18 protein-coding genes are annotated in these 18,150 nt (G+C 69.8%); 7 read left to right on the forward strand and 11 right to left on the reverse strand.

The annotated features are described in order from the left end of the window. Window positions 1–221: 221 nt before the first annotated feature. From AC5Y5V_RS14245 to AC5Y5V_RS14270, 6 genes are all read right to left on the reverse strand, one after another. On the reverse strand, window positions 222–1,274 hold the full coding sequence (locus AC5Y5V_RS14245) for a hemolysin family protein (protein WP_499936039.1): 1,053 nt from the start codon (window positions 1,272–1,274) through the stop codon (window positions 222–224). Then, window positions 1,271–2,647 carry a hemolysin family protein gene (locus AC5Y5V_RS14250; RefSeq protein WP_499936043.1) on the reverse strand — a complete coding sequence of 459 codons (1,377 nt, stop codon included), beginning with the start codon at window positions 2,645–2,647 and terminating at the stop codon, window positions 1,271–1,273. The genes AC5Y5V_RS14245 and AC5Y5V_RS14250 overlap by 4 nt, the downstream gene beginning before the upstream one ends. Window positions 2,648–2,777: 130 nt before the next feature. After that, window positions 2,778–4,214, reverse strand: a complete 1,437-nt coding sequence (locus AC5Y5V_RS14255; RefSeq protein WP_499936046.1) for a GuaB1 family IMP dehydrogenase-related protein — start codon at window positions 4,212–4,214, stop codon at window positions 2,778–2,780. A gap of 20 nt (window positions 4,215–4,234) precedes the next feature. Further along, entirely contained in the window at window positions 4,235–5,704 is a 1,470-nt protein-coding gene (gene gnd / locus AC5Y5V_RS14260; protein ID WP_499936049.1) for an NADP-dependent phosphogluconate dehydrogenase, read from the reverse strand. 105 nt (window positions 5,705–5,809) lie between these two features. Continuing rightward, complete coding sequence (locus tag AC5Y5V_RS14265) at window positions 5,810–6,760, reverse strand: M56 family metallopeptidase (RefSeq protein ID WP_499936051.1); 951 nt, start codon at window positions 6,758–6,760, stop codon at window positions 5,810–5,812. 14 nt (window positions 6,761–6,774) lie between these two features. Next, the gene (locus AC5Y5V_RS14270) at window positions 6,775–7,191 is read right to left on the reverse strand and encodes a BlaI/MecI/CopY family transcriptional regulator (RefSeq protein WP_499936053.1); all 417 of its coding nucleotides are present in this window, start codon (window positions 7,189–7,191) and stop codon (window positions 6,775–6,777) included. Window positions 7,192–7,574: 383 nt separating this feature from the next. On the opposite strand from AC5Y5V_RS14270, the gene AC5Y5V_RS14275 reads away from it, so the two are divergent. Next, on the forward strand, window positions 7,575–7,991 hold the full coding sequence (locus AC5Y5V_RS14275; protein ID WP_499936056.1) for a PaaI family thioesterase: 417 nt from the start codon (window positions 7,575–7,577) through the stop codon (window positions 7,989–7,991). Here the strand turns inward: AC5Y5V_RS14275 and AC5Y5V_RS14280 are convergent. The 3 genes from AC5Y5V_RS14280 to AC5Y5V_RS14290 all read right to left on the reverse strand — a co-directional run bounded on the left by AC5Y5V_RS14280 (window position 7,988) and on the right by AC5Y5V_RS14290 (window position 11,166). After that, on the reverse strand, window positions 7,988–9,379 hold the full coding sequence (locus tag AC5Y5V_RS14280) for an NAD(P)/FAD-dependent oxidoreductase (protein WP_499936058.1): 1,392 nt from the start codon (window positions 9,377–9,379) through the stop codon (window positions 7,988–7,990). The two genes, AC5Y5V_RS14275 and AC5Y5V_RS14280, sit on opposite strands and share 4 nt — an antisense overlap. Before the next feature lie 141 nt (window positions 9,380–9,520). Next, window positions 9,521–10,438: an LLM class F420-dependent oxidoreductase gene (locus AC5Y5V_RS14285; protein ID WP_499936060.1), complete on the reverse strand. Its 918-nt coding sequence runs from the start codon at window positions 10,436–10,438 to the stop codon at window positions 9,521–9,523. 50 nt (window positions 10,439–10,488) lie between these two features. Beyond that, window positions 10,489–11,166: an SDR family oxidoreductase gene (locus AC5Y5V_RS14290; RefSeq protein WP_499936062.1), complete on the reverse strand. Its 678-nt coding sequence runs from the start codon at window positions 11,164–11,166 to the stop codon at window positions 10,489–10,491. A gap of 169 nt (window positions 11,167–11,335) precedes the next feature. Here AC5Y5V_RS14290 and modA point away from each other — a divergent pair, with 169 nt between their 5' ends. The 6 genes from modA to AC5Y5V_RS14320 all read left to right on the forward strand — a co-directional run bounded on the left by modA (window position 11,336) and on the right by AC5Y5V_RS14320 (window position 16,703). After that, complete coding sequence (modA, locus tag AC5Y5V_RS14295; RefSeq protein ID WP_499936064.1) at window positions 11,336–12,091, forward strand: molybdate ABC transporter substrate-binding protein; 756 nt, start codon at window positions 11,336–11,338, stop codon at window positions 12,089–12,091. Between the two features lie 6 nt (window positions 12,092–12,097). After that, window positions 12,098–12,892, forward strand: coding sequence for an ABC transporter permease (locus tag AC5Y5V_RS14300; protein ID WP_499936066.1), 795 nt, complete (start codon window positions 12,098–12,100; stop codon window positions 12,890–12,892). Next, window positions 12,889–13,986, forward strand: coding sequence for a sulfate/molybdate ABC transporter ATP-binding protein (locus tag AC5Y5V_RS14305; protein WP_499936069.1), 1,098 nt, complete (start codon window positions 12,889–12,891; stop codon window positions 13,984–13,986). Before AC5Y5V_RS14300 ends, AC5Y5V_RS14305 begins: the two co-directional genes overlap by 4 nt. Window positions 13,987–14,074: 88 nt before the next feature. After that, a complete protein-coding gene (locus AC5Y5V_RS14310) occupies window positions 14,075–15,286 on the forward strand; it encodes an alanine and proline-rich secreted protein Apa (protein WP_499936071.1) in 1,212 nt (403 codons plus the stop codon). A gap of 88 nt (window positions 15,287–15,374) precedes the next feature. Beyond that, on the forward strand, window positions 15,375–15,674 hold the full coding sequence (locus AC5Y5V_RS14315; protein ID WP_499936436.1) for a GlsB/YeaQ/YmgE family stress response membrane protein: 300 nt from the start codon (window positions 15,375–15,377) through the stop codon (window positions 15,672–15,674). A gap of 27 nt (window positions 15,675–15,701) precedes the next feature. Beyond that, the gene (locus AC5Y5V_RS14320; RefSeq protein ID WP_499936073.1) at window positions 15,702–16,703 is read left to right on the forward strand and encodes a zinc-binding alcohol dehydrogenase family protein; all 1,002 of its coding nucleotides are present in this window, start codon (window positions 15,702–15,704) and stop codon (window positions 16,701–16,703) included. A 6-nt stretch (window positions 16,704–16,709) separates the two neighbouring features. Here the strand turns inward: AC5Y5V_RS14320 and AC5Y5V_RS14325 are convergent, their stop codons facing one another. Beyond that, a complete protein-coding gene (locus tag AC5Y5V_RS14325) occupies window positions 16,710–17,444 on the reverse strand; it encodes a CPBP family intramembrane glutamic endopeptidase (protein ID WP_499936076.1) in 735 nt (244 codons plus the stop codon). 30 nt (window positions 17,445–17,474) lie between these two features. After that, on the reverse strand, window positions 17,475–18,149 hold the full coding sequence (locus tag AC5Y5V_RS14330; protein WP_499936078.1) for an MOSC domain-containing protein: 675 nt from the start codon (window positions 18,147–18,149) through the stop codon (window positions 17,475–17,477). Between the last annotated feature and the right edge of the window lies 1 nt (window position 18,150).

The following is an 18,150-nucleotide window of genomic DNA, read 5'->3' on the forward strand; positions in this document are numbered from 1 at the left end:
CCGGCGCCACCTGGGCCTGATTTGGTATGTCGCCAGACTACCGACCAGTAGCCCGACGAGCGTATCCGGCCGACCCGCAACTGCAGGTCACGCCGCGCTGACAGCTTCGCCGACGGCCGGACGGCTACGGCTGAAGTCCTCTGCTGGCAACGCTGTAGCCGGGGTCTCCAGTTCCCTGGGGGTACCCACAGCCGCACAGATCATACGGTCTCACCCGCAGGTCAGCGCTCGCGCATCGCGCCGACCAAGTCCTCCACCAGGTCTTCCATCGCCACCATCCCGACCACCTGAGCCTGCGCGCCGTTCCCATCGGTCACCAGCGCCAGGTGGCTGTTGTTGCGACGCATCCGCGACAGCGCGTCGGCCAGCGGCAGCGACCGCTGCACGCGCGGCAGCGGGCGCACCCGCCCCGGGTCGATCACGGTGTGCGGGTCGTCGCCCAGCGTCAGCACGTCCTTGATGTGCAGGTAGCCGATGAACTCGCCGTCGGCGCCGACGACCGGGAACCGGGAGTAGCCGGTCTGGGCCAGGGCCTGCTCTACGGCGCCGACGGTCGGGCCGCTGCCCGCGCTCGCGACCGGCACCGCGCGGATGTCGGCGAGCGGGCGCGCGACGTCGGCGACCACCCGGGTGCGGATCCGCAGTGCCCGGGTCAACCGGGTGTGTTCCTCCTGGTCCAGCAGCCCCTCGGACACCGATTCCGCGATCATCTCGGACAGCTCGACCGTGGAGACGGTGCTGTCGATCTCGTCCTTGGGCTGCACCCGGACCGCGCGCAGCACCGCGTTCGCGCACCAGTTGTAGAACCTGATCACCGGCCGGACCGCCCGCACGTAGACCAGGTAGGGCGGAACCAACAGCATCGCCGTGCGCTCCGGGCCGGCCAGTGCGATGTTCTTCGGCACCATCTCGCCCAGCAGCACGTGCAGCGTCACCACCAGGGCCAGCGCCACCACGAACGAGACGGTGTGCACCAGCGCCGGCGGCATGCTGGTCAGCTCCAGCGAGTCGCGCAGCAGGCCGGCGACCGCCGACTCACCGATGCGGCCCAGCAGCAGCGACGCGACGGTGACGCCGAGCTGCGCGCCGGCCAGCATCGACGACAGCCGCTCGCCGGCGCGGATCACGGTGATCGCGCTGGCCCGGCCCTGTTCCGCCAGGGCCTCCAGGCGGTCGCGACGGGCCGAGATCAGCGAGAACTCCGCCCCGACGAAGAAGGCGTTGGCGGCGATCAGCACGACCGCCAGCACCAGTTTGAGCACCTCGTGGATCATCGCCGCGGTCCCGATCCGGAAGGATGAGCGCCGGGTTGGTGGGCCAGCTCGGTCAACTCGAGGAGGTCGATCCGGCGGCCGTCCATCTGTACCACCGTCGCCTGCCAGCGCACCGAATCGTCCGTCAGGCCGTCCGCGTCCAGCGCCGGCACCTCGACGGTTTCGCCCGCCCCCGGGATGTGGCCGAGCTCGCGCAGCACCAGCCCGCCGATCGTCTCGTACGGTCCCTCCGGCGCCCGGTACCCGGTGGCGGCGGACACCTCGTCGATGCGCAGCAGGCCCGACACCCGCCACCCGTTGCCGGCGGCCACCACGTCCGGCGTCGCGTCGTCGTGCTCGTCGCGGACGTCGCCGACGATCTCTTCGACCAGGTCTTCGAGGGTCACCATGCCCGCGGTGCCGCCGTACTCGTCGACCACCAGCGCGGTCTGCAGGGCGTCGGCACGGATCTCCGCCATCACCGCGTCGCCGTCCAGCGTGGAGGGCACCACCGTCACCGGCCTGGCCAGCGTGGTCACCGCCGTGCGCGCCCGATCGGCGGGCGCGACGTCGAATACCTGCTTGACGTGCACCATGCCGACCGTCTCGTCGAGGTCACCGTCGATGATCGGGAAGCGGGAGAACCCGGACTCCGCGGCGGCAACAATCAGGTCGGCGATCGTGTCGTCGGTGTGCAGCGCCACGATCTTGGACCGCGGCGTCATCAGCTCCTCGGCCGTCAGGGTGCCGAACTGCAGCGACCGCCGCACCAGCGAGGCCGTCGCTGGATCGAGCGAACCGCTGCGGGCCGAGGTCTGCACCAGCGACAGCAGCTCCTGCGGCGAGCGGGCCGACCGCAGCTCCTCGGCCGGCTCGATGCCAAGTTTGCGGACGATCCAGTTCGCGGCCCCGTTCGTCAACCGGATCGCGGGGGTGAACAGCAGCGAGAACGCCAACTGCACCCCGACTACCGCGCGGGCCGTCCGCAACGGGCGCGCTACCGCGAGGTATTTGGGCACCAGCTCGCCGAACACCATCGACACCGACGTGACGATCACCAACGCCATGAACGCGGTGATCGCGTCGGCCATCGGGTCCGACACCCCGAGAGCGTCCAACCAGGGATGCGGCAGGTTGGCCATCATCGGCTCGGTCAGGTAACCGGTGACCAGCGTGGTGATCGAGATACCCAGCTGGGCGCCGGACAGCTGAAACGACAGCTTGTGCTGCGCGCGCTGGATGAACCGGTCGCTGCGGCCGCCCTTGCGGGCGTTGGCCTCGACCGTGCTGCGGTCCAGCGCGGTCAGCGAGAATTCGGCCGCGACGAACACCGCCGTCCCGAAGATCAGCAGCCCGATGGCCAGCACGCTGCCGACAGCGGCGGAGGCGTTCACGGCCCAGCCCCGAAGGGTGCCTGTGGCACGTCATGCCTTTCGCTTCTCGACAATTGCGGCCCGCGCAGCGCGTTGCTGGCGACTTGAGTTCACATGGTAGCGAACACGTCCGCCGGGCAGCGGACGGCAATCACCAGCCGGTGGGAAGCGGGTGCCCCTCGGCGAAGCCGGCCGCGGACTGCACCCCCACGACGGCGCGCTCGTGTAGCTCCGCCAGGGTCGCGGCACCGACGTAGGTGCAGGTGCTGCGTACGCCGGAGGTGATGTGGTCGATCAGGTCCTCGACGCCGCCGCGGTTGGGGTCCAGGCCCATCCGCGACGTCGAGATGCCTTCCTCGAACAACGCCTTGCGGGCGCGGTCGAACGGGCTGTCCGCGCCGCTGCGGGCGACCACCGCCCGCTTGGAGGCCATGCCGTAGCTCTCCTTGTAGGGCTGGTTCTCGCGGTCGCGCATCAGGTCGCCGGGGGACTCGTAGGTGCCGGCGAACCATGATCCGATCATCACGTTCGACGCCCCGGCGGCCAGCGCCAGCGCCACGTCCCGCGGATGCCGGATGCCGCCGTCCGCCCACACGTGACCGCCGAGTTCCCTTGCCGCATCGGCGCATTCGAGCACGGAAGAGAACTGCGGCCGGCCGACGCCGGTCATCATCCGGGTGGTGCACATGGCGCCCGGGCCGACGCCGACCTTGACGATGCTCGCCCCGGCGCCCAGCAGGTCGCGGGTGCCCTCGGCCGACACCACGTTGCCCGCCGCCAGCGGCACGCCCAGGTCCAGGGACGCGACGGCCTTGATCGCGTCGAGCGTCTTGACCTGGTGCCCATGCGCGGTGTCGATGACCAGCACGTCGACCCCGGCCTCGGCCAGCGCCCGGGCCTTGCCGCCCACGTCGCCATTGATGCCGACGGCCGCGCCGATTCGCAGGCGGCCCCGGGCGTCGGTGGCGGGGGTGTAGATGCCGGTGCGGATCGCCCCGGTGCGGGTGAGCACCCCGGCCAGGGTGCCGTCGGGGTGCGTCAGGACCGCGACGTCGATCGGCGCGTGCTCGAGCAGGTCGAAGATCTTGCGCGGCTCGGTGCCCGCCGGGGCCGTGACGAAGTCGCTGACCGCGACGTCGCGCACCCGGGCGAAGCGGTCCACCCCGACGCAGGACGACTCCCGCACCAACCCGATCGGGCGGCCCTCGAAGAGCACCACCGCGACGCCGTGCGCCCGCTTGTGGATCAGCGCCATCGCGTCGGACACCGAGTCGTCGGCGGTCAGCGTCACCGGGGTGTCCAGCACCAGGTCACGGCTCTTGACGAAGTCGACCGTCTGCTGCACCGCGTCGATAGGCAGGTCCTGCGGCAGGATCACGAGGCCGCCGCGGCGCGCGATCGTCTCGGCCATCCGGCGCCCGGCGACCGCGGTCATGTTGGCGACCACCACGGGAATCGTGGTGCCCGAGCCGTCGGCCGTCGACAGGTCGACGTCGAACCGCGACGCGACGTCGGAGCGGTTCGGCACGATAAAGACGTCGTTGTAGGTCAGGTCGTACGCGGGCCGATGCCCGTTGAGGAATTTCATTGCATCCTTCGGCGGCCCCGTCAGGCCGGCACTTCGCTGCGGTCTCCGCTCCACAGGGTGTGGAACTTCTTGCCCGGGTCCTCGTCGATGCGACCGTAGGTGTGCGCGCCGAAGAAGTCCCGCAACCCCTGGGTGAGCGCGGCGGGCAGCCGTTCGGTGCGCAGGCCGTCGTAGTAGGACAGCGCCGACGAGAATCCTGGAATCGGGATACCCAGTTGGGTGGCCGTCACCACGACGCGGCGCCAGCTGTCGATGGCGGCCTCGATCGCGCTGCGGAAGTAGGGCGCCACGATTAGCGACGGCAGATCCGCGTCCTCGTCGTAGGCCTCTTTGATGCGGTTGAGGAATTTGGCCCGGATGATGCAGCCGCCGCGCCAGATGGTCGCGAGGTCCCCGGGCGTGATGTCCCAGTCGTATTCGGCGCTGCCCGCCTGAATCTGGTTGAAGCCCTGCGCGTACGCGATGATCTTCGACGCATACAGCGCCTGCCGGACGTCCTCGGTGAACTGCTTGCCGTCCGACGGCTTGGCGCCGAGGTCGCCCGACGCCAGGCCGGTGGTCGCCTTGCGCTGGGGCACCGAACCCGACAGCGCGCGGGCGAACACCGCCTCGGCGATGCCCGTCACCGGCACCCCGAGGTCCAGCGCCGACTTCACCGTCCAGCGGCCGGTGCCCTTCTGCTCGGCCTCGTCGACGATGACGTCCACCAGCGGCTTGCCGGTCTTGGCGTCCTTCTGCCGCAGCACCTGCGCGGTGATCTCGACCAGGAAGCTGTCCAGGTCGCCGGAGTTCCACTCGTCGAACACGTCGGCGATCTCTCCCGCGGATTTGCCGAGGCCGTCGCGCAGCAACTGGTAGGCCTCGCCGATCAACTGCATGTCGGAGTACTCGATGCCGTTGTGCACCATCTTGACGAAGTGCCCGGCGCCGTCGGGCCCGATGTGCGTGCAGCAGGGCACGCCGTCGACGTGCGCGGAGATCTCCTCGAGCAGCGGACCCAGCGACTCGTACGACTCGGCCGGGCCGCCCGGCATGATCGACGGCCCGTTCAGCGCGCCTTCCTCGCCGCCGGAGATCCCGGCGCCGACGAAGTGCAGGCCGCGCTCGCGCATCGCCTTCTCCCGACGAATGGTGTCGGTGTACAGCGCGTTGCCGCCGTCGATGATGATGTCGCCTTCCTCCATCGCGTCGGCGAGCTCGTTGATCACGGCGTCGGTGGGGTCGCCGGCCTTGACCATGATGATCACCCGGCGCGGCTTTTCCAGTGCCGCAAGGAATTCGGGGATCGTTTCACTGCGGACGAAGTCGCCGTCGGAGCCATGCTCTTTCAGCAGCGCGTCGGTCTTGGCGACCGAGCGGTTGTGCAGCGCCACGGTATAGCCGTGACGCGCGAAGTTCCGCGCGAGGTTGGAACCCATCACGGCCAGACCCGTGACGCCGATCTGGGCTTGGCCGGCCTGGTGGGCAGTCTTCGTTTCCGACGAGCTCATGTCCTGCCTTTCGGTATGGCCTCGTGGCCTTGTCGGCGGATCCGGTCAGACACACTGTGGCACAGGTGAGCCGGGGTCGACACCGCAAGGTGTGTCGCTGTGACGCTAGATGCCGAACAGCCGCTGCAGTTCGGTAAGCCACGGCACCGCCAGCGCGATCGTGGGCACCACCAGGACGGCGGCCGCGGCCAGGTAAGCGGCCGCCGACAGCGCCAGGCTGTTGCCCCGCCCGGACAGCCTTCGCACCCGCAGCACCGTGCTGGGCCCACCGGCGGCGAGCGCGCCCGACGGCGCCCACCCGGAGGCGCAGGCGACCAGCGCCCGGGCCAGGGGAGCGCGGCCCGCGGCGCGCACCGCGGCGTCGTCGGCCAACAACTCGACCAGCAGTTGCACCGAGCTCAGCGCGCTGGTGCTGCGGACCAGCCGCGGGAAGGCCGCGTGCACGGCCGTGAACGCTTCCAGCACCAGGTCGTGGCGCGCGCGCAGGTGGGCCCGCTCGTGGGTGAGGATGGCGGCGACTTCGGCATCGCTGAGCGTGTTCAACGCCCCCTCGCTGACCACGACCCGGCTGCGCACGCCGGGCAGGCAGTAGGCGAGCGGTTGGGCCACGTCCAGGACGCGCAGGTCGCGGGTGCGGGTGCAGGGCTGGCCCAGCGCCGAGCCGTGTCCCACCCCGACGAGATCGACCACCATGCGGTGGTGGGCGCGGCGGCGCCTGGTCGCGATGGCGACCCGCACGACGGCGACCGCCAATCGCACACCCACCAGCACCGTCAGGGCGAGAACCGCCATGTAGGCCGTCCACAGCGGCCACCCGAGCCGGCCCTCGGCGTCCGCGACTGTGGCGGTGGGCCGCCCGTCGGGACCGGGCATCAGCAGCCGGCTGGCGATCGCGATTCCGGCGCTGAATGCCGACAGCACCGCGGCCAGCGCGATCGCTTGCCACAGCACCATGGCGGCGCGTGGTGCGCGCAGCGGCCATTTCGAGCGGGCTAACAGTGCCGGTATCGGACCGACCAGCAGCACCGCAAGGATGGTGAAGGCCAGCGCAGACACGCTGCTAGTCTCCCTTAGTCCTCCGCAGTCGCGCCAGCAGATGGCGTATTGCGTTGATTTGCTTCCAGTTCCGCGAGTGCCCGGCGAAGAGCGTCGGCCTCGTCGGCCCCCACCCGTTCGACGAAGTGCACCAGCGCGGCCTGCCTGTCCCCGGAGTCCTGGGCCTGGGCCAGGGCATCGACCATCAGACCCGCGACCAGTTCGTCACGGCCGTGCACGGGGGCGTACCGGTGCGCCCGGTCGTCACGAATCTGCGAGACAAGATTCTTCTTCGCCAAGCGTTGCAGCACCGTCATCACGGTGGTGTACGCGAGGTCGCGCCGTGCGGACAGCGCCTCGTGCACCTGGCGGACGGTCTGGGGTTCCGGGCTGGACCACAGGTGATCCATCACCGTGCGTTCCAGGTCCCCCAGCCGAGTCAGCTTGGCCATATTTCGATCATCTCCATCAGCCTTGGATAAAGCGTACTCCGGCTTACTACCGGCGGTCGTATCCGAAGCCGGGCGGGGCCCGGTCTGTCGGCGTAAGTCACTGGCTACGCCGTTGCCTGGGCAGTTCTGTGACACACGTAACAGCGCCCCATCCGGGGCCTTGGACCGCGACACGCCCACAACACTACCCAATAAACTCTTGCGAAATTAGGGCAGCCTTGCCTATGCTGAATCCGGTCGAGCAAACAATGACCGAGCGGGAGTCCTGAGGGCTGCAGCGACCCCCGGTCTACTCGATCGGCGAGCCCCGTGCCTACGTTGCACGGGGCTCGCCTGTTTATTTGGCCTGGTAACACGGCCTTCGCCGGTGATGGTGTAGACACATGAACGTGACATCGGACCAGACCATCTCGTCGGATTACACCTCGTCATTCGACGGCGTGCTGGGGCTGCGGTTCACCGAACTGACGCCCGACGGCGCGCGCGCCCAACTCGAGGTCACGCCGCAGTTGTTGCAGCCGATGGGCCTGGTGCACGGCGGTGTCTACTGCTCGATCATCGAGAGCATGGCCAGCGTGGCCGCCTACACGTGGCTGGCCACCCGCGGCGGCGGCCACGTCGTCGGCGTCAACAACAACACGGACTTTTTGCGGTCCATCAGCGCGGGGACCGTGTTCGGCAAGGCCGAGCCGATCCACCGGGGCAGGCGCCAGCAGCTGTGGCTGGTCACCATCACCGACGGGGACGAGCGCGTCGTCGCGCGCGGGCAGGTGCGGCTACAGAATCTCGAAGCGGACTAACTGGCCACTTTTTGGGTCACCGCCGAACCGTGCGCCTCGGCGGCGAGCTCGGCCAGCTGTTCGAGCCGGGTTCGCGCGAAGGCCTGCTGATCGGTGATGGTCAGCTGGGCGCGGCGGGTGCTGAGGAACGTCACCGTCCAGGACAGCAGCGTGGTGATCTTGGTCTTGAAGCCGATCAGGTACACCAGGTGCAGCACCAGCCAGATCAGCCACGCGATGAAGCCGCTGAACTCCAGCGGCCCGATCTTGGCGACCGCCGAGAACCGCGACACGGTGGCCATCGAGCCCTTGTCGAAGTACTGGAACGGCTCACGCTCGGCCGGGTTCGCCCCGGCGAGCTCGGATTTGATCGTCGTCGCGACGTATTTGGCACCCTGGATGGCGCCCTGGGCGACCCCGGGCACGCCCTCCACCGCGGCCATGTCGCCGACGACGAACACGTTGGGGTGACCGGGGATGGACAGGTCGGGCAGCACCTGGACCCGGCCGGACCGGTCGAGTTCCACCGCGGACTGCTCGGCGAGGTCCCGACCCAGCCGACTGGCCTGCACGCCGGCGGACCACACCTTGCACGCCGATTCGATGCGCCGCTCGGTGCCGTCGGAATCCTTGACAGTGATGCCGTTGCGGTCGACGTCGGTGACCATGGCGCCCAGCTGGATCTCGACTCCCAGCTTCTCCAGCCGCGCCGCCGCGCGCTGACCGAGCTTGTCCCCGAATGGCGGCAGCACGGCGGGTGCCGCGTCGAGCAGGACTACCCGGGCCTTGGTGGAGTCGATGTGCCGGAACGCGCCCTTCAGGGTGTATTCGGCCAATTCGGCGATCTGGCCGGCCATCTCGACGCCGGTGGGGCCGGCACCGACCACGACGAAGGTGAGCAGCTTCTTGCGCCGCTCCGGGTCGTTCGAGCGTTCGGCCTGCTCGAAAGCGCTCAGGATGCGGCCACGCAGCTCCAGCGCGTCGTCGATCGACTTCATGCCGGGCGCGAATTCGGCGAAATGATCGTTGCCGAAATAGGACTGGCCGGCGCCGGCCGCGATGATCAGGCTGTCGTAAGGGGTGTCGTAGCTATGCCCGAGCAGCTCGGAGACGACGGTCTGGTTGTCCAGGTCGATGTGCGTGACGTTGCCGAGCAGCACCTGCACGTTGCGCTGGTTGCGCAGCACCACACGGGTTGGCGGGGCGATCTCACCCTCGGAGATGATGCCCGTGGCCACCTGGTACAGCAACGGCTGGAACAGGTGGTGGGTGGTGCGGGCGATGAGCTTGATGTCGACGTCGGCGCGCTTGAGTTTCTTTGCCGCATTGAGTCCGCCGAACCCCGACCCGATGATCACCACGCGATGCCGGCGCTTGGGCTCAACTGGGTTTTCTGGCTTGGGGTTCATGGAACCGCTGCTCCTGACGAGGCTCGTTTGACGTGGGACTTCAGTTAGCTATTCCAACAATCCAGCGTAGTCAAACCGATCCCCAGAACCCAGGCGTGAGCGTGTGCGATCAGCCACATCGACGCCGGCGGGTGGCCCCCGCTACAGGCCAACCAACGGCGACAGCGCCTCACCGGCGGCGCTGACGATGCCCGGTGTGTAGAAGGGCATGTTGATGATCACGCCATTGATTCCCGCGTCGATCACCTTTGTCTTGATCTGGTCAGCGACGGATTCGGCGCTGCCCGCCACCATGCGCTGGGTCATCTCGGCGGGAACCTGGTCGGGCTTGACGTTCTCGTCGAGCAGCACCGTGATCAGCATGCTGGTCTCCAGCGTGGCCGGGTCGCGGTCGATTTCCTCGCAGGACTGCTGCACGACCTTCATCTTGCGCGGCAGCTCGTCGAACCCCGTGATCACGTTGAGGTGGTCGAAGTGGCGGGCCGCGAGCGGGATGGTCTTCTTCTCGCCGCTGCCGCCGATCATCAGCGGAATGTGCTCGCGAAAGCGCGGGTTGGCCAGCGCCTCTTTGGTGTGGTACCAGGAGCCCGAGAAGGTCGGTCGCTCGCCCTTGAGCATCGGCAGGATGATCTCGAGCGCCTCGCCCAGCCGATTGAAGCGGTCGGTGAAGGTGCCGAACTCGAAGCCCAGCTGCTCGTGCTCGAGCTGAAACCAGCCGGTGCCGATGCCCAGGATCGCCCGACCCTGGCTCACCACGTCCAGCGTGGTGACGGCCTTGGCCAGCAGCGTCGGGTTCCGATAGGTGTTGCCGGTCACCAGGGTGCCCAGTTGCACGCGTTCGGTCGCGGTGGCCAGCGCACCCAGGGCGGTGTATGCCTCGAGCATCGGCTGGTCGGGCGACCCCAGCATGGGCAGTTGGTAGAAGTGGTCCATCACGAACACCGAATCGAATCCGGCCGATTCGGCCTCACGCGCCTGCGCGATCACCGTCGGGAAGAGTTTCTCCACCCCGGTGCCGTAGGAGAAATTGGGAATCTGATATCCGAGCTGAATAGCCACGGCCTCCACCGTAGCGATCCGCCCGGCGGTTCAGCCAGGCCCTTTGGGAGTCAGGCGAATTGGGCGAGCGCGCCGTGGCTGACGTGCATGGTCTGGCCGGTGATGTGGCGCGCCGCGGGGGTGGTGAGGAACAGCGACAGCCGGGCGATCTCGGCGGCGACGGATGGCGGGGTCCGAGTCAGACCGTCGTAGCCGGGTTGCGCGCTGCGTCCGCACGCGACGGCGTTGACGGTGATCCCGCGGGTGCCGTAAACCTCCGCCTGGCCGGCGACCCAACTCGACAGCGTTGCCTTGATCGAGGCGTCGACGCTGCCGGGGGCCGGGTTCTCAGCCAGCACGCTGATGATCGAGCCGCCGGACCGCAGGTGGTCGCCCACGGCCTGGACGGTCAGCACGGCCGAGAGCACCGTCGCGTCCATCGCGTTGCGCCACGCGTTGGCGGTGTCGGACAGCGTGTAGGTGCGGGGGTCGCCGGCGTCATAGCGCGGCGCCGGCACGTGGACGATGGTGTCGAGGTGCCGCGGGAACAGCCCGCGAACCTCGGCGAGGCTGGCCGGGTCGATGGTGTCGCAGACGATCGCGTCCACGTCGAGTTCCTTGGCGACGACCTCGAGTTCGGCGCGACGTGCGCCGACGAGCGTTACCTTGTGACCGTCCTCGCGAAAGCCTTCGGCGACTACCCGCCCCAGATCGGTGTCGCCCCCGGTGACCAGCACCTCCACAGCCATGACCTCCTCGTGTTCACCGTTGAACCCAGCACCCTGGCAGAACCGATGGCCTGGGATCGCAGCGTGTTATGGCGTCGACTCCGGTACATGTTACTGGACAGTAGCTATTTGACGAAACGCCGCACCGCCGCGACGCGCGGAGGATTTGGATAACGATTACGTTTACCCAATGCGTCGCGTCGCGGTACGGGCCGGATTGCTGTGGACGGTCCTGGTGGCAGGGCTGTTGGGCTGCACACCCAAGACCCCGGAGTCGTCGGTCGTGGTGTTCGCGGCGGCGTCGCTGAAGCCGGCCTTCACCCAGTTGAGTCAGCAGTTCAAGACCGACAATCCCGGCAGCAGCGTCGAATTCGAATTCGGCGGCTCCTCGGACCTGGCGACCCGGTTGACCCAGGGCGCCACCGCGGACGTGTTCGCTTCGGCCGACACCGCGCAGATGGACAAAGTCGCCAAGGCGGCGCTGCTGGCCGGCGAGCCCACGAACTTCGCGTCCAACACGCTGGTCATCGTGACCGCCCCAGGCAACCCGAAGAAGGTCGCCTCCTTCGCCGACCTCACCCGGCCGGGGATCTCCGTCGTCATCTGCCAGCAGCCGGTGCCCTGCGGCTCGGCGACGCATCGCGTCGAGGCCTCCACCGGCGTCCACCTGGCTCCGGTCAGCGAGGAACCGAGCGTGACCGACGCCCTGAACAAGGTCACCACCGGGCAGGCCGACGCCGCGCTGGTCTATGTCACCGACGCCCGCAGCGCCGGGGACAAGGTGGCGACGGTGAATTTTCCCGAGGCCGTCGGCGCGGTCAACGTCTACCCGATCGCGGTGCTCAAGAAGGCGCCGCAGGCCGTACTGGCCCGCAAGTTCGTCGCGATGGTCACCTCCGAGGCGGGTCAGCAGATCCTGGCCCGGGCGGGCTTCGCGAAGCCCTGACGGATCGTGCACCGGCCAACGGATCTGCCCCGGTGGGTGTATCTCCCCGCCGCCGTGGGCACGGCGTTCGTCGCGTTGCCCCTGCTGGCGATCGCGGTCAAGGTCGACTGGCCGCACTTCTGGTCGCTGATCACCAGCACCTCGTCGCAGACGGCGCTGCTGCTGAGCCTCAAGACCGCCGCGGCCAGCACCGCGCTGTGCGTGCTGCTGGGGGTGCCGATGGCGCTCGTGCTGGCCCGCAGCCGATCGCGGGCGGTGCGGCTGCTGCGCCCGCTGATCCTGCTGCCGCTGGTGCTGCCGCCGGTGGTGGGGGGCATCGCGCTGCTCTACGCGTTCGGGCGGCTGGGGCTGATCGGGCAGTACCTGGAGGCCGCCGGTATCAGCGTCGCGTTCAGCACCACCGCCGTGGTGCTTGCGCAGACGTTCGTGTCGCTGCCGTTTCTGGTGATTTCGCTGGAGGGCGCGGTGCGCACGGCGGGCTCCGACTATGAAGTGGTGGCCGCGACGCTGGGTGCGCGCCCCGGCACGGTCTGGTGGCGGGTCACCCTGCCGCTGCTGCTGCCGGGCCTGGCGTCGGGCGCGGTGCTGGCGTTCGCGCGGTCGCTGGGGGAGTTCGGCGCGACGCTGACGTTCGCCGGGTCACGGCAGGGGGTCACCCGTACCCTGCCGCTGGAGATCTACCTGCAGCGGGTGAGCGACGCCGACGCGGCGGTGGCGTTGTCGATCCTGCTGGTGGCGGTAGCGGCGGTGGTGGTGCTGGGCCTGGGCACCCGCAGACTGACCGGGACGGACGCGCGATGACCCAGTTGCACCTGCGCGCGGTCGTGGCGGAGCGGCAGTTGGACGTGGAGTTCTCGGTGGCCGCGGGCGAGGTGCTCGCCGTGCTCGGCCCCAACGGCGCGGGCAAGTCCACCGCCCTGCACGTGATCGCCGGGCTGGTGCGGCCCGACGCCGGGCTGGTGCGGCTGGGGGACCGCGTGCTGACCGACACCGCGGCCGGGGTTGCGGTGCCGACCAACGACCGTCGGGTGGGGCTGCTGTTGCAGGATCCGCTGCTGTTTCCGCACCTGAGTGTGGCCGCCAACGTGGCATTCGGGTTGCGTGGTGCTCGCGAGGCGTCCCGGACGACGCTGGATTGGCTGCGCGAGGTGGACGCCGAGCAGCTGGCCGACCGCAAGCCGCGCCAGCTGTCCGGCGGCCAGGCTCAGCGCGTCGCGATCGCCCGGGCGCTGGCCGCGGAACCCGATGCCCTGCTGCTCGACGAGCCACTGACCGGCCTCGACGTCGCCGCGGCCGCCGCGATCCGCGCGGTGCTGCGCCGCGTGGTCGGCCGCAGCGGCTGCCCGGTGGTCCTGATTACGCACGACCTGCTCGACGTGTTCACGCTGGCCGATCGGGTGCTGGTGCTCGAATCCGGCAAGATCGCCGAAATCGGCCCGGTCCCCGAGGTGCTCGCCGCGCCGCGCAGCCGTTTCGGGGCCCGCATCGCGGGCGTCAACCTGGTCACCGGGACCGTCGGCCCGGACGGGTCGTTGCAGGCCCGGTCCGGGGTCCGCCTGTACGGTGCGCCGAACCCGCCGGCCGGCGTCGATCTGGCCGAAGGGCGGGTGGCGGTCGCGGTGTTCGCCCCCACGTCGGTCGCGGTGTACCGGGAACCGCCGCACGGCAGCCCCCGCAACACCGTCGAGGTGACCGTGGCGGAGCTGGATACCCATGGGTCCGCGGTCTTGGTGCGCGGCCAGGAGCAACCCGACGGCGCACCCGGCCTGACCGCTGAGATTACCGTCGAGGCGACGGCAGAATTGCGGCTGACGCCGGGCGAGCGGGTCTGGTTCAGCATCAAGGCCCACGAGGTGACGCTGTACCCGGCGCCTGACGGGCACCGGCATCCGTGAGTTGCGCATTGGCAACATCGCGAACACCGCACCGCATCGCCAGCAGGCCTTCCTTGCTTCGCGGCCGTAACACGGTAGGTTCGTCGCCATGAATGAGGTGGACCCGAACTCGACAGGCCGCAAAGGGCTCTGGGCGACGCTGGCGATCGCCGCGATGAGCAGCGCCAGCGCCTTCACGATCGCTTTGCCGGCAATCGCGAACGCCGATCCGGAGCCCGTACCCGCGCCTCCCGCTTCCCCGGGGGTGCCGCCGCCCGCCAACCCCGCGCCGCCGGCCAACCCCGCGCCGCCCGCCAACCCCGCGCCGCCCGCGCCGGGCGTACCGCCCCCAGGCGACCCCGGCGTGCCCCCGCCCCCGCCGGCGGGCGACCCGGTGCCGCCGCCGGACCCGAACGTCGGCCGGATCGACAACCCCGTCGGCGGCTTCAGCTTCGTGCTGCCGCCCGGCTGGGTCGAGTCCGACGCCTCCCACCTCGATTACGGTTCCGCGCTGCTCAGCAAGACGACGGGACAACCGCCGATGCCCGGGCAGCCACCACCGGTCGCCAACGACACGCGGATCGTGCTAGGGCGGCTGGACCAGAAGCTCTATGCCAGCGCGGAAGCCACCAACCCCAAGGCCGCCGTCCGGCTGGGCTCGGACATGGGTGAATTCTTCATGCCCTACGCCGGCACGCGGATCAATCAGGAAGCCATCCCGCTCGCCGGGGCGTCCGGCAGCGCGTCGTACTACGAGGTCAAATTCGCCGACCCGAGCAAGCCGAACGGCCAGATCTGGACCGGCGTAGTCGGTGCGCCCGCGGCCAACACACCCAACGCCGGACCGCCGCAGCGGTGGTTCGTGGTCTGGCTCGGGACGGCAAACGACCCGGTCGACAAGGGAGCGGCCAAGGCCTTGGCTGAGTCGATTCGCGGGCTGGGCGTACCCCCTCCGCCGCCCGCCGGGGCTCCGGCTCCCGGAGGCGCGCCGGCGCCGGGCGGGGCTCCGGCTCCCGGAGGCGTTCCCGCCCCGGCTCCCGCGCCGGGCGGGGCTCCGGCTCCCGCTCCGGGTGGCGCCCCGGCGCCGGCTCCAGGCGGCGCACCGGCTCCCGCTCCCGGCGGCGCGCCGGCCCCGAACGTCGCGCCGGCTCCGGGTGGTGCGCCGGCTCCGGGCGGGGTACCGGCCCCGGCTCCGAACGAAGTGCCGACACCCGTGCCCAACGCACCTGCAGCGCCGTCACCGGCCCCCGCGCCCGCTCCCGCTCCGGCTGGGGAAGTCAGCCCCACGCCGACGCCGGGGCCCCGGACCCAAACGGCGTAGCACCGCCGAGTGTGACGCTCGCGGACGGGATCCTAGAATCGGTCCATAAGCGCCACACTCGAGGGCTCGAGATTGCGAGGAGACCGTGCTGAATGTCATGGCCGCTGCCCAGTATCTGGCGTTCGCTCCGCCCACGGCCGTGAGTTGGCTGGCCTACATCATCATCGGCGGTCTCGCCGGCTGGATCGCCGGCAAGATCGTGAAGGGCGGCGGGGCGGGGATCCTGCTGAACATCGTCATCGGTGTGATCGGCGGATTTATCGGCGGCATGCTGCTGGAGTGGATCGGCTTTCATCCGGCTCAGGGCCACAGGTGGTACACCTTCTTCACCGCACTGCTCGGGTCGGTGATCCTGCTCTGGATCGTCGGCCTGGTGCGTAGGCGCTAGTCGGCCGCGGCGGTGACCGTCACGAGGATGACCGCGTGGCAGGTGCGTCGGCCCGGCCCGATGAACACCGGCCCGCTCGAGCGAGTCACCACCGACGTACCCCGTCCGGCGCCGTCCGAGCTGCTGGTCGCGGTCCGCGCATGCGGAGTCTGCCGTACCGACCTGCACGTCACCGAGGGCGACCTGCCCGTCCACCGCGAGCGGGTGACCCCCGGCCACGAGGTGGTGGGGGAGGTCCTCGAGGTGGGCTCCGAAGCTGGCGGCGACTTCAGCGTCGGGGACCGGGTAGGCATCGCCTGGCTGCGCCACACCTGCGGGGTGTGCAAGTACTGCGAGCGCGGCGACGAAAACCTCTGCCCGCAGTCCCGTTACACCGGCTGGGACGCCGACGGCGGATACGCCCAGTTCGCCACGGTCCCGGCGGCTTTCGCCCACCATCTGCCCCATGGCTACAGCGACAGCGAGCTGGCCCCGCTGCTGTGTGCCGGCATCATCGGCTACCGTTCCCTGCTGCGCGCCGAGCTGCCGTCCGGCGGGCGGCTGGGCCTCTACGGCTTCGGCGGCAGCGCGCACATCACCGCGCAGGTCGCGTTGGCGCAGGGTGCCGAGGTGCACGTGATGACCCGCGGGGCCGAGGCCCGCGAACTGGCGCTGGCGCTGGGCGCCGCGTCGGCCCAGGGCGCCGCCGACCCCCCGCCGGTGCCGCTGGATGCCGCGATCCTGTTCGCCCCGGTCGGTGACCTGGTGCTGCCCGCACTCGAGGCGCTGGACCGGGGCGGCACCCTGGCCATTGCAGGCATCCACCTGTCCGACATCCCGGCGCTCAACTACCAGCGGCACCTGTTCCAGGAGCGTCAGGTCCGGTCGGTCACGTCCAACACCCGCGCCGACGCGCGCGCCTTCCTCGACTTCGCGGGAAGCCATCGCATCGAGGTCACCACCCCGGAATATCCGCTCGGAGAGGCGGATCGGGCACTCACCGACCTCAGTTCCGGCCGAATCGCCGGCGCGGCGGTGTTGCTGGTGTAGAGCTGGTCAACTGGACAGGTGCCAGACGAGGGCGGCCGCGAGGGCGCCCATTCCGTTCAGGGACCAATGCAGGGCGATCGGCGCGATCAGGCTGCCGCTGCGCCGACGCAGCCAGCTGAACACGAACCCGGCTGCCCCGGTGGCCAGCACCGCCATGGTCACCCCGGCCAGCATGCCGAAGAACCCGCCGCCAAGCAGCCGGGTGAAGCCGACGTTGTTGCTGGTCAACCCGAGCGACGTGGCGATGTGCCACAGCCCGAACAGCAGCGAGCCGGCCAGCGCGACACCCCGAAAGCCCCAGGCCCGATCCAGCGCGCCGTGCAGCACGCCGCGAAACGCCAGCTCCTCGGGGATCACCGTCTGCAGCGGGATGATGACCATCGAGGCGATCAGCGCGCCGGACAGCGTCGCGTAGTGGTGGTTCAGGAACATCGGGCGGGTCATCGGCAGCAGCACGCCCACCGCGATCACCGACAGCACGACGGCCACCGCGGCCAGCGCATAGCCCAATCCGGTCTTCCAGTGCGCACGACCCAGACCGAGGTCGGCCCAGTCCAGACCGCGCCAGCGCACCAACAGCACCAGCCCGGCAGCAGCCACCGGCACGGTCGCGATACTCGCCCACGGGGTGGTGAAGTGCGCGACCAAATTGGTCAGCACCAGCACCACGACGACCACGGCGATGTCGACGTGGAGACGGAGCCGGTCCATCCGAGGCGCGGCTTGGGCGTGTGCAGGCATCCCCGCGAGTCTACCTGCGGGCGACACTGCTCAACGTCCATTGGACGCGAGCCGCCGGCGCGCGTAGGCCGCCAGCTCCGCCGATAGCGCGTCGGCCGCCAGCAGCTTCGGCAGCAGCTCCGGTTCGGTCAGTCGGGCGCGGAAGGCCAACTGGACCGTCACGTCGTGGTCGGGTCGGTGTACGACGGTGATCTCGTCGCCGGCGCGCACCGTCCCGGGGTGAATCACCCGCAGGTAGGCACCGGGCTTGCCGGCCTGGACGAAGGTCTTGATCAGGTGGTTGACGTCCAGGAACGCGGCGAACGTCCGGCACGGCGTCCTGGGTCCGGTGACCTCGAGGAGGAGGCCGTCGGTGCCGACGCGCCAGCGTTCTCCGATCCGCGTGTTGGTGACGTCGATGCCACGCGTCGTGAGGTTCTCCCCGAACATGCCGTCAGTGAGCGTGCGCTCGAGCGTGGTTTCCCAGTCCTCGAGATCCTCACGGGCGTATGCGTAGACGGCCTGGTCGTCGCCGCCGTGGACCTTCGGGTTTCCGATGGTGTCGCCGACGAGGCCGCTGCCCAGCCCGCCGTGCATCGGCCCGGGGGCGCGCACCGTGACCGCCTCGGCGGTCGCTGTCTTGTAGATGCCGGTGATGTTCGATTGCCCGCGGGGATCGGGGTTTTCCCGCGGCCCAGCCACATTGACCGACAAGACCTCCGGCATC

It is taken from the genome of Mycobacterium sp. NGS68 (genome assembly GCF_059812195.1).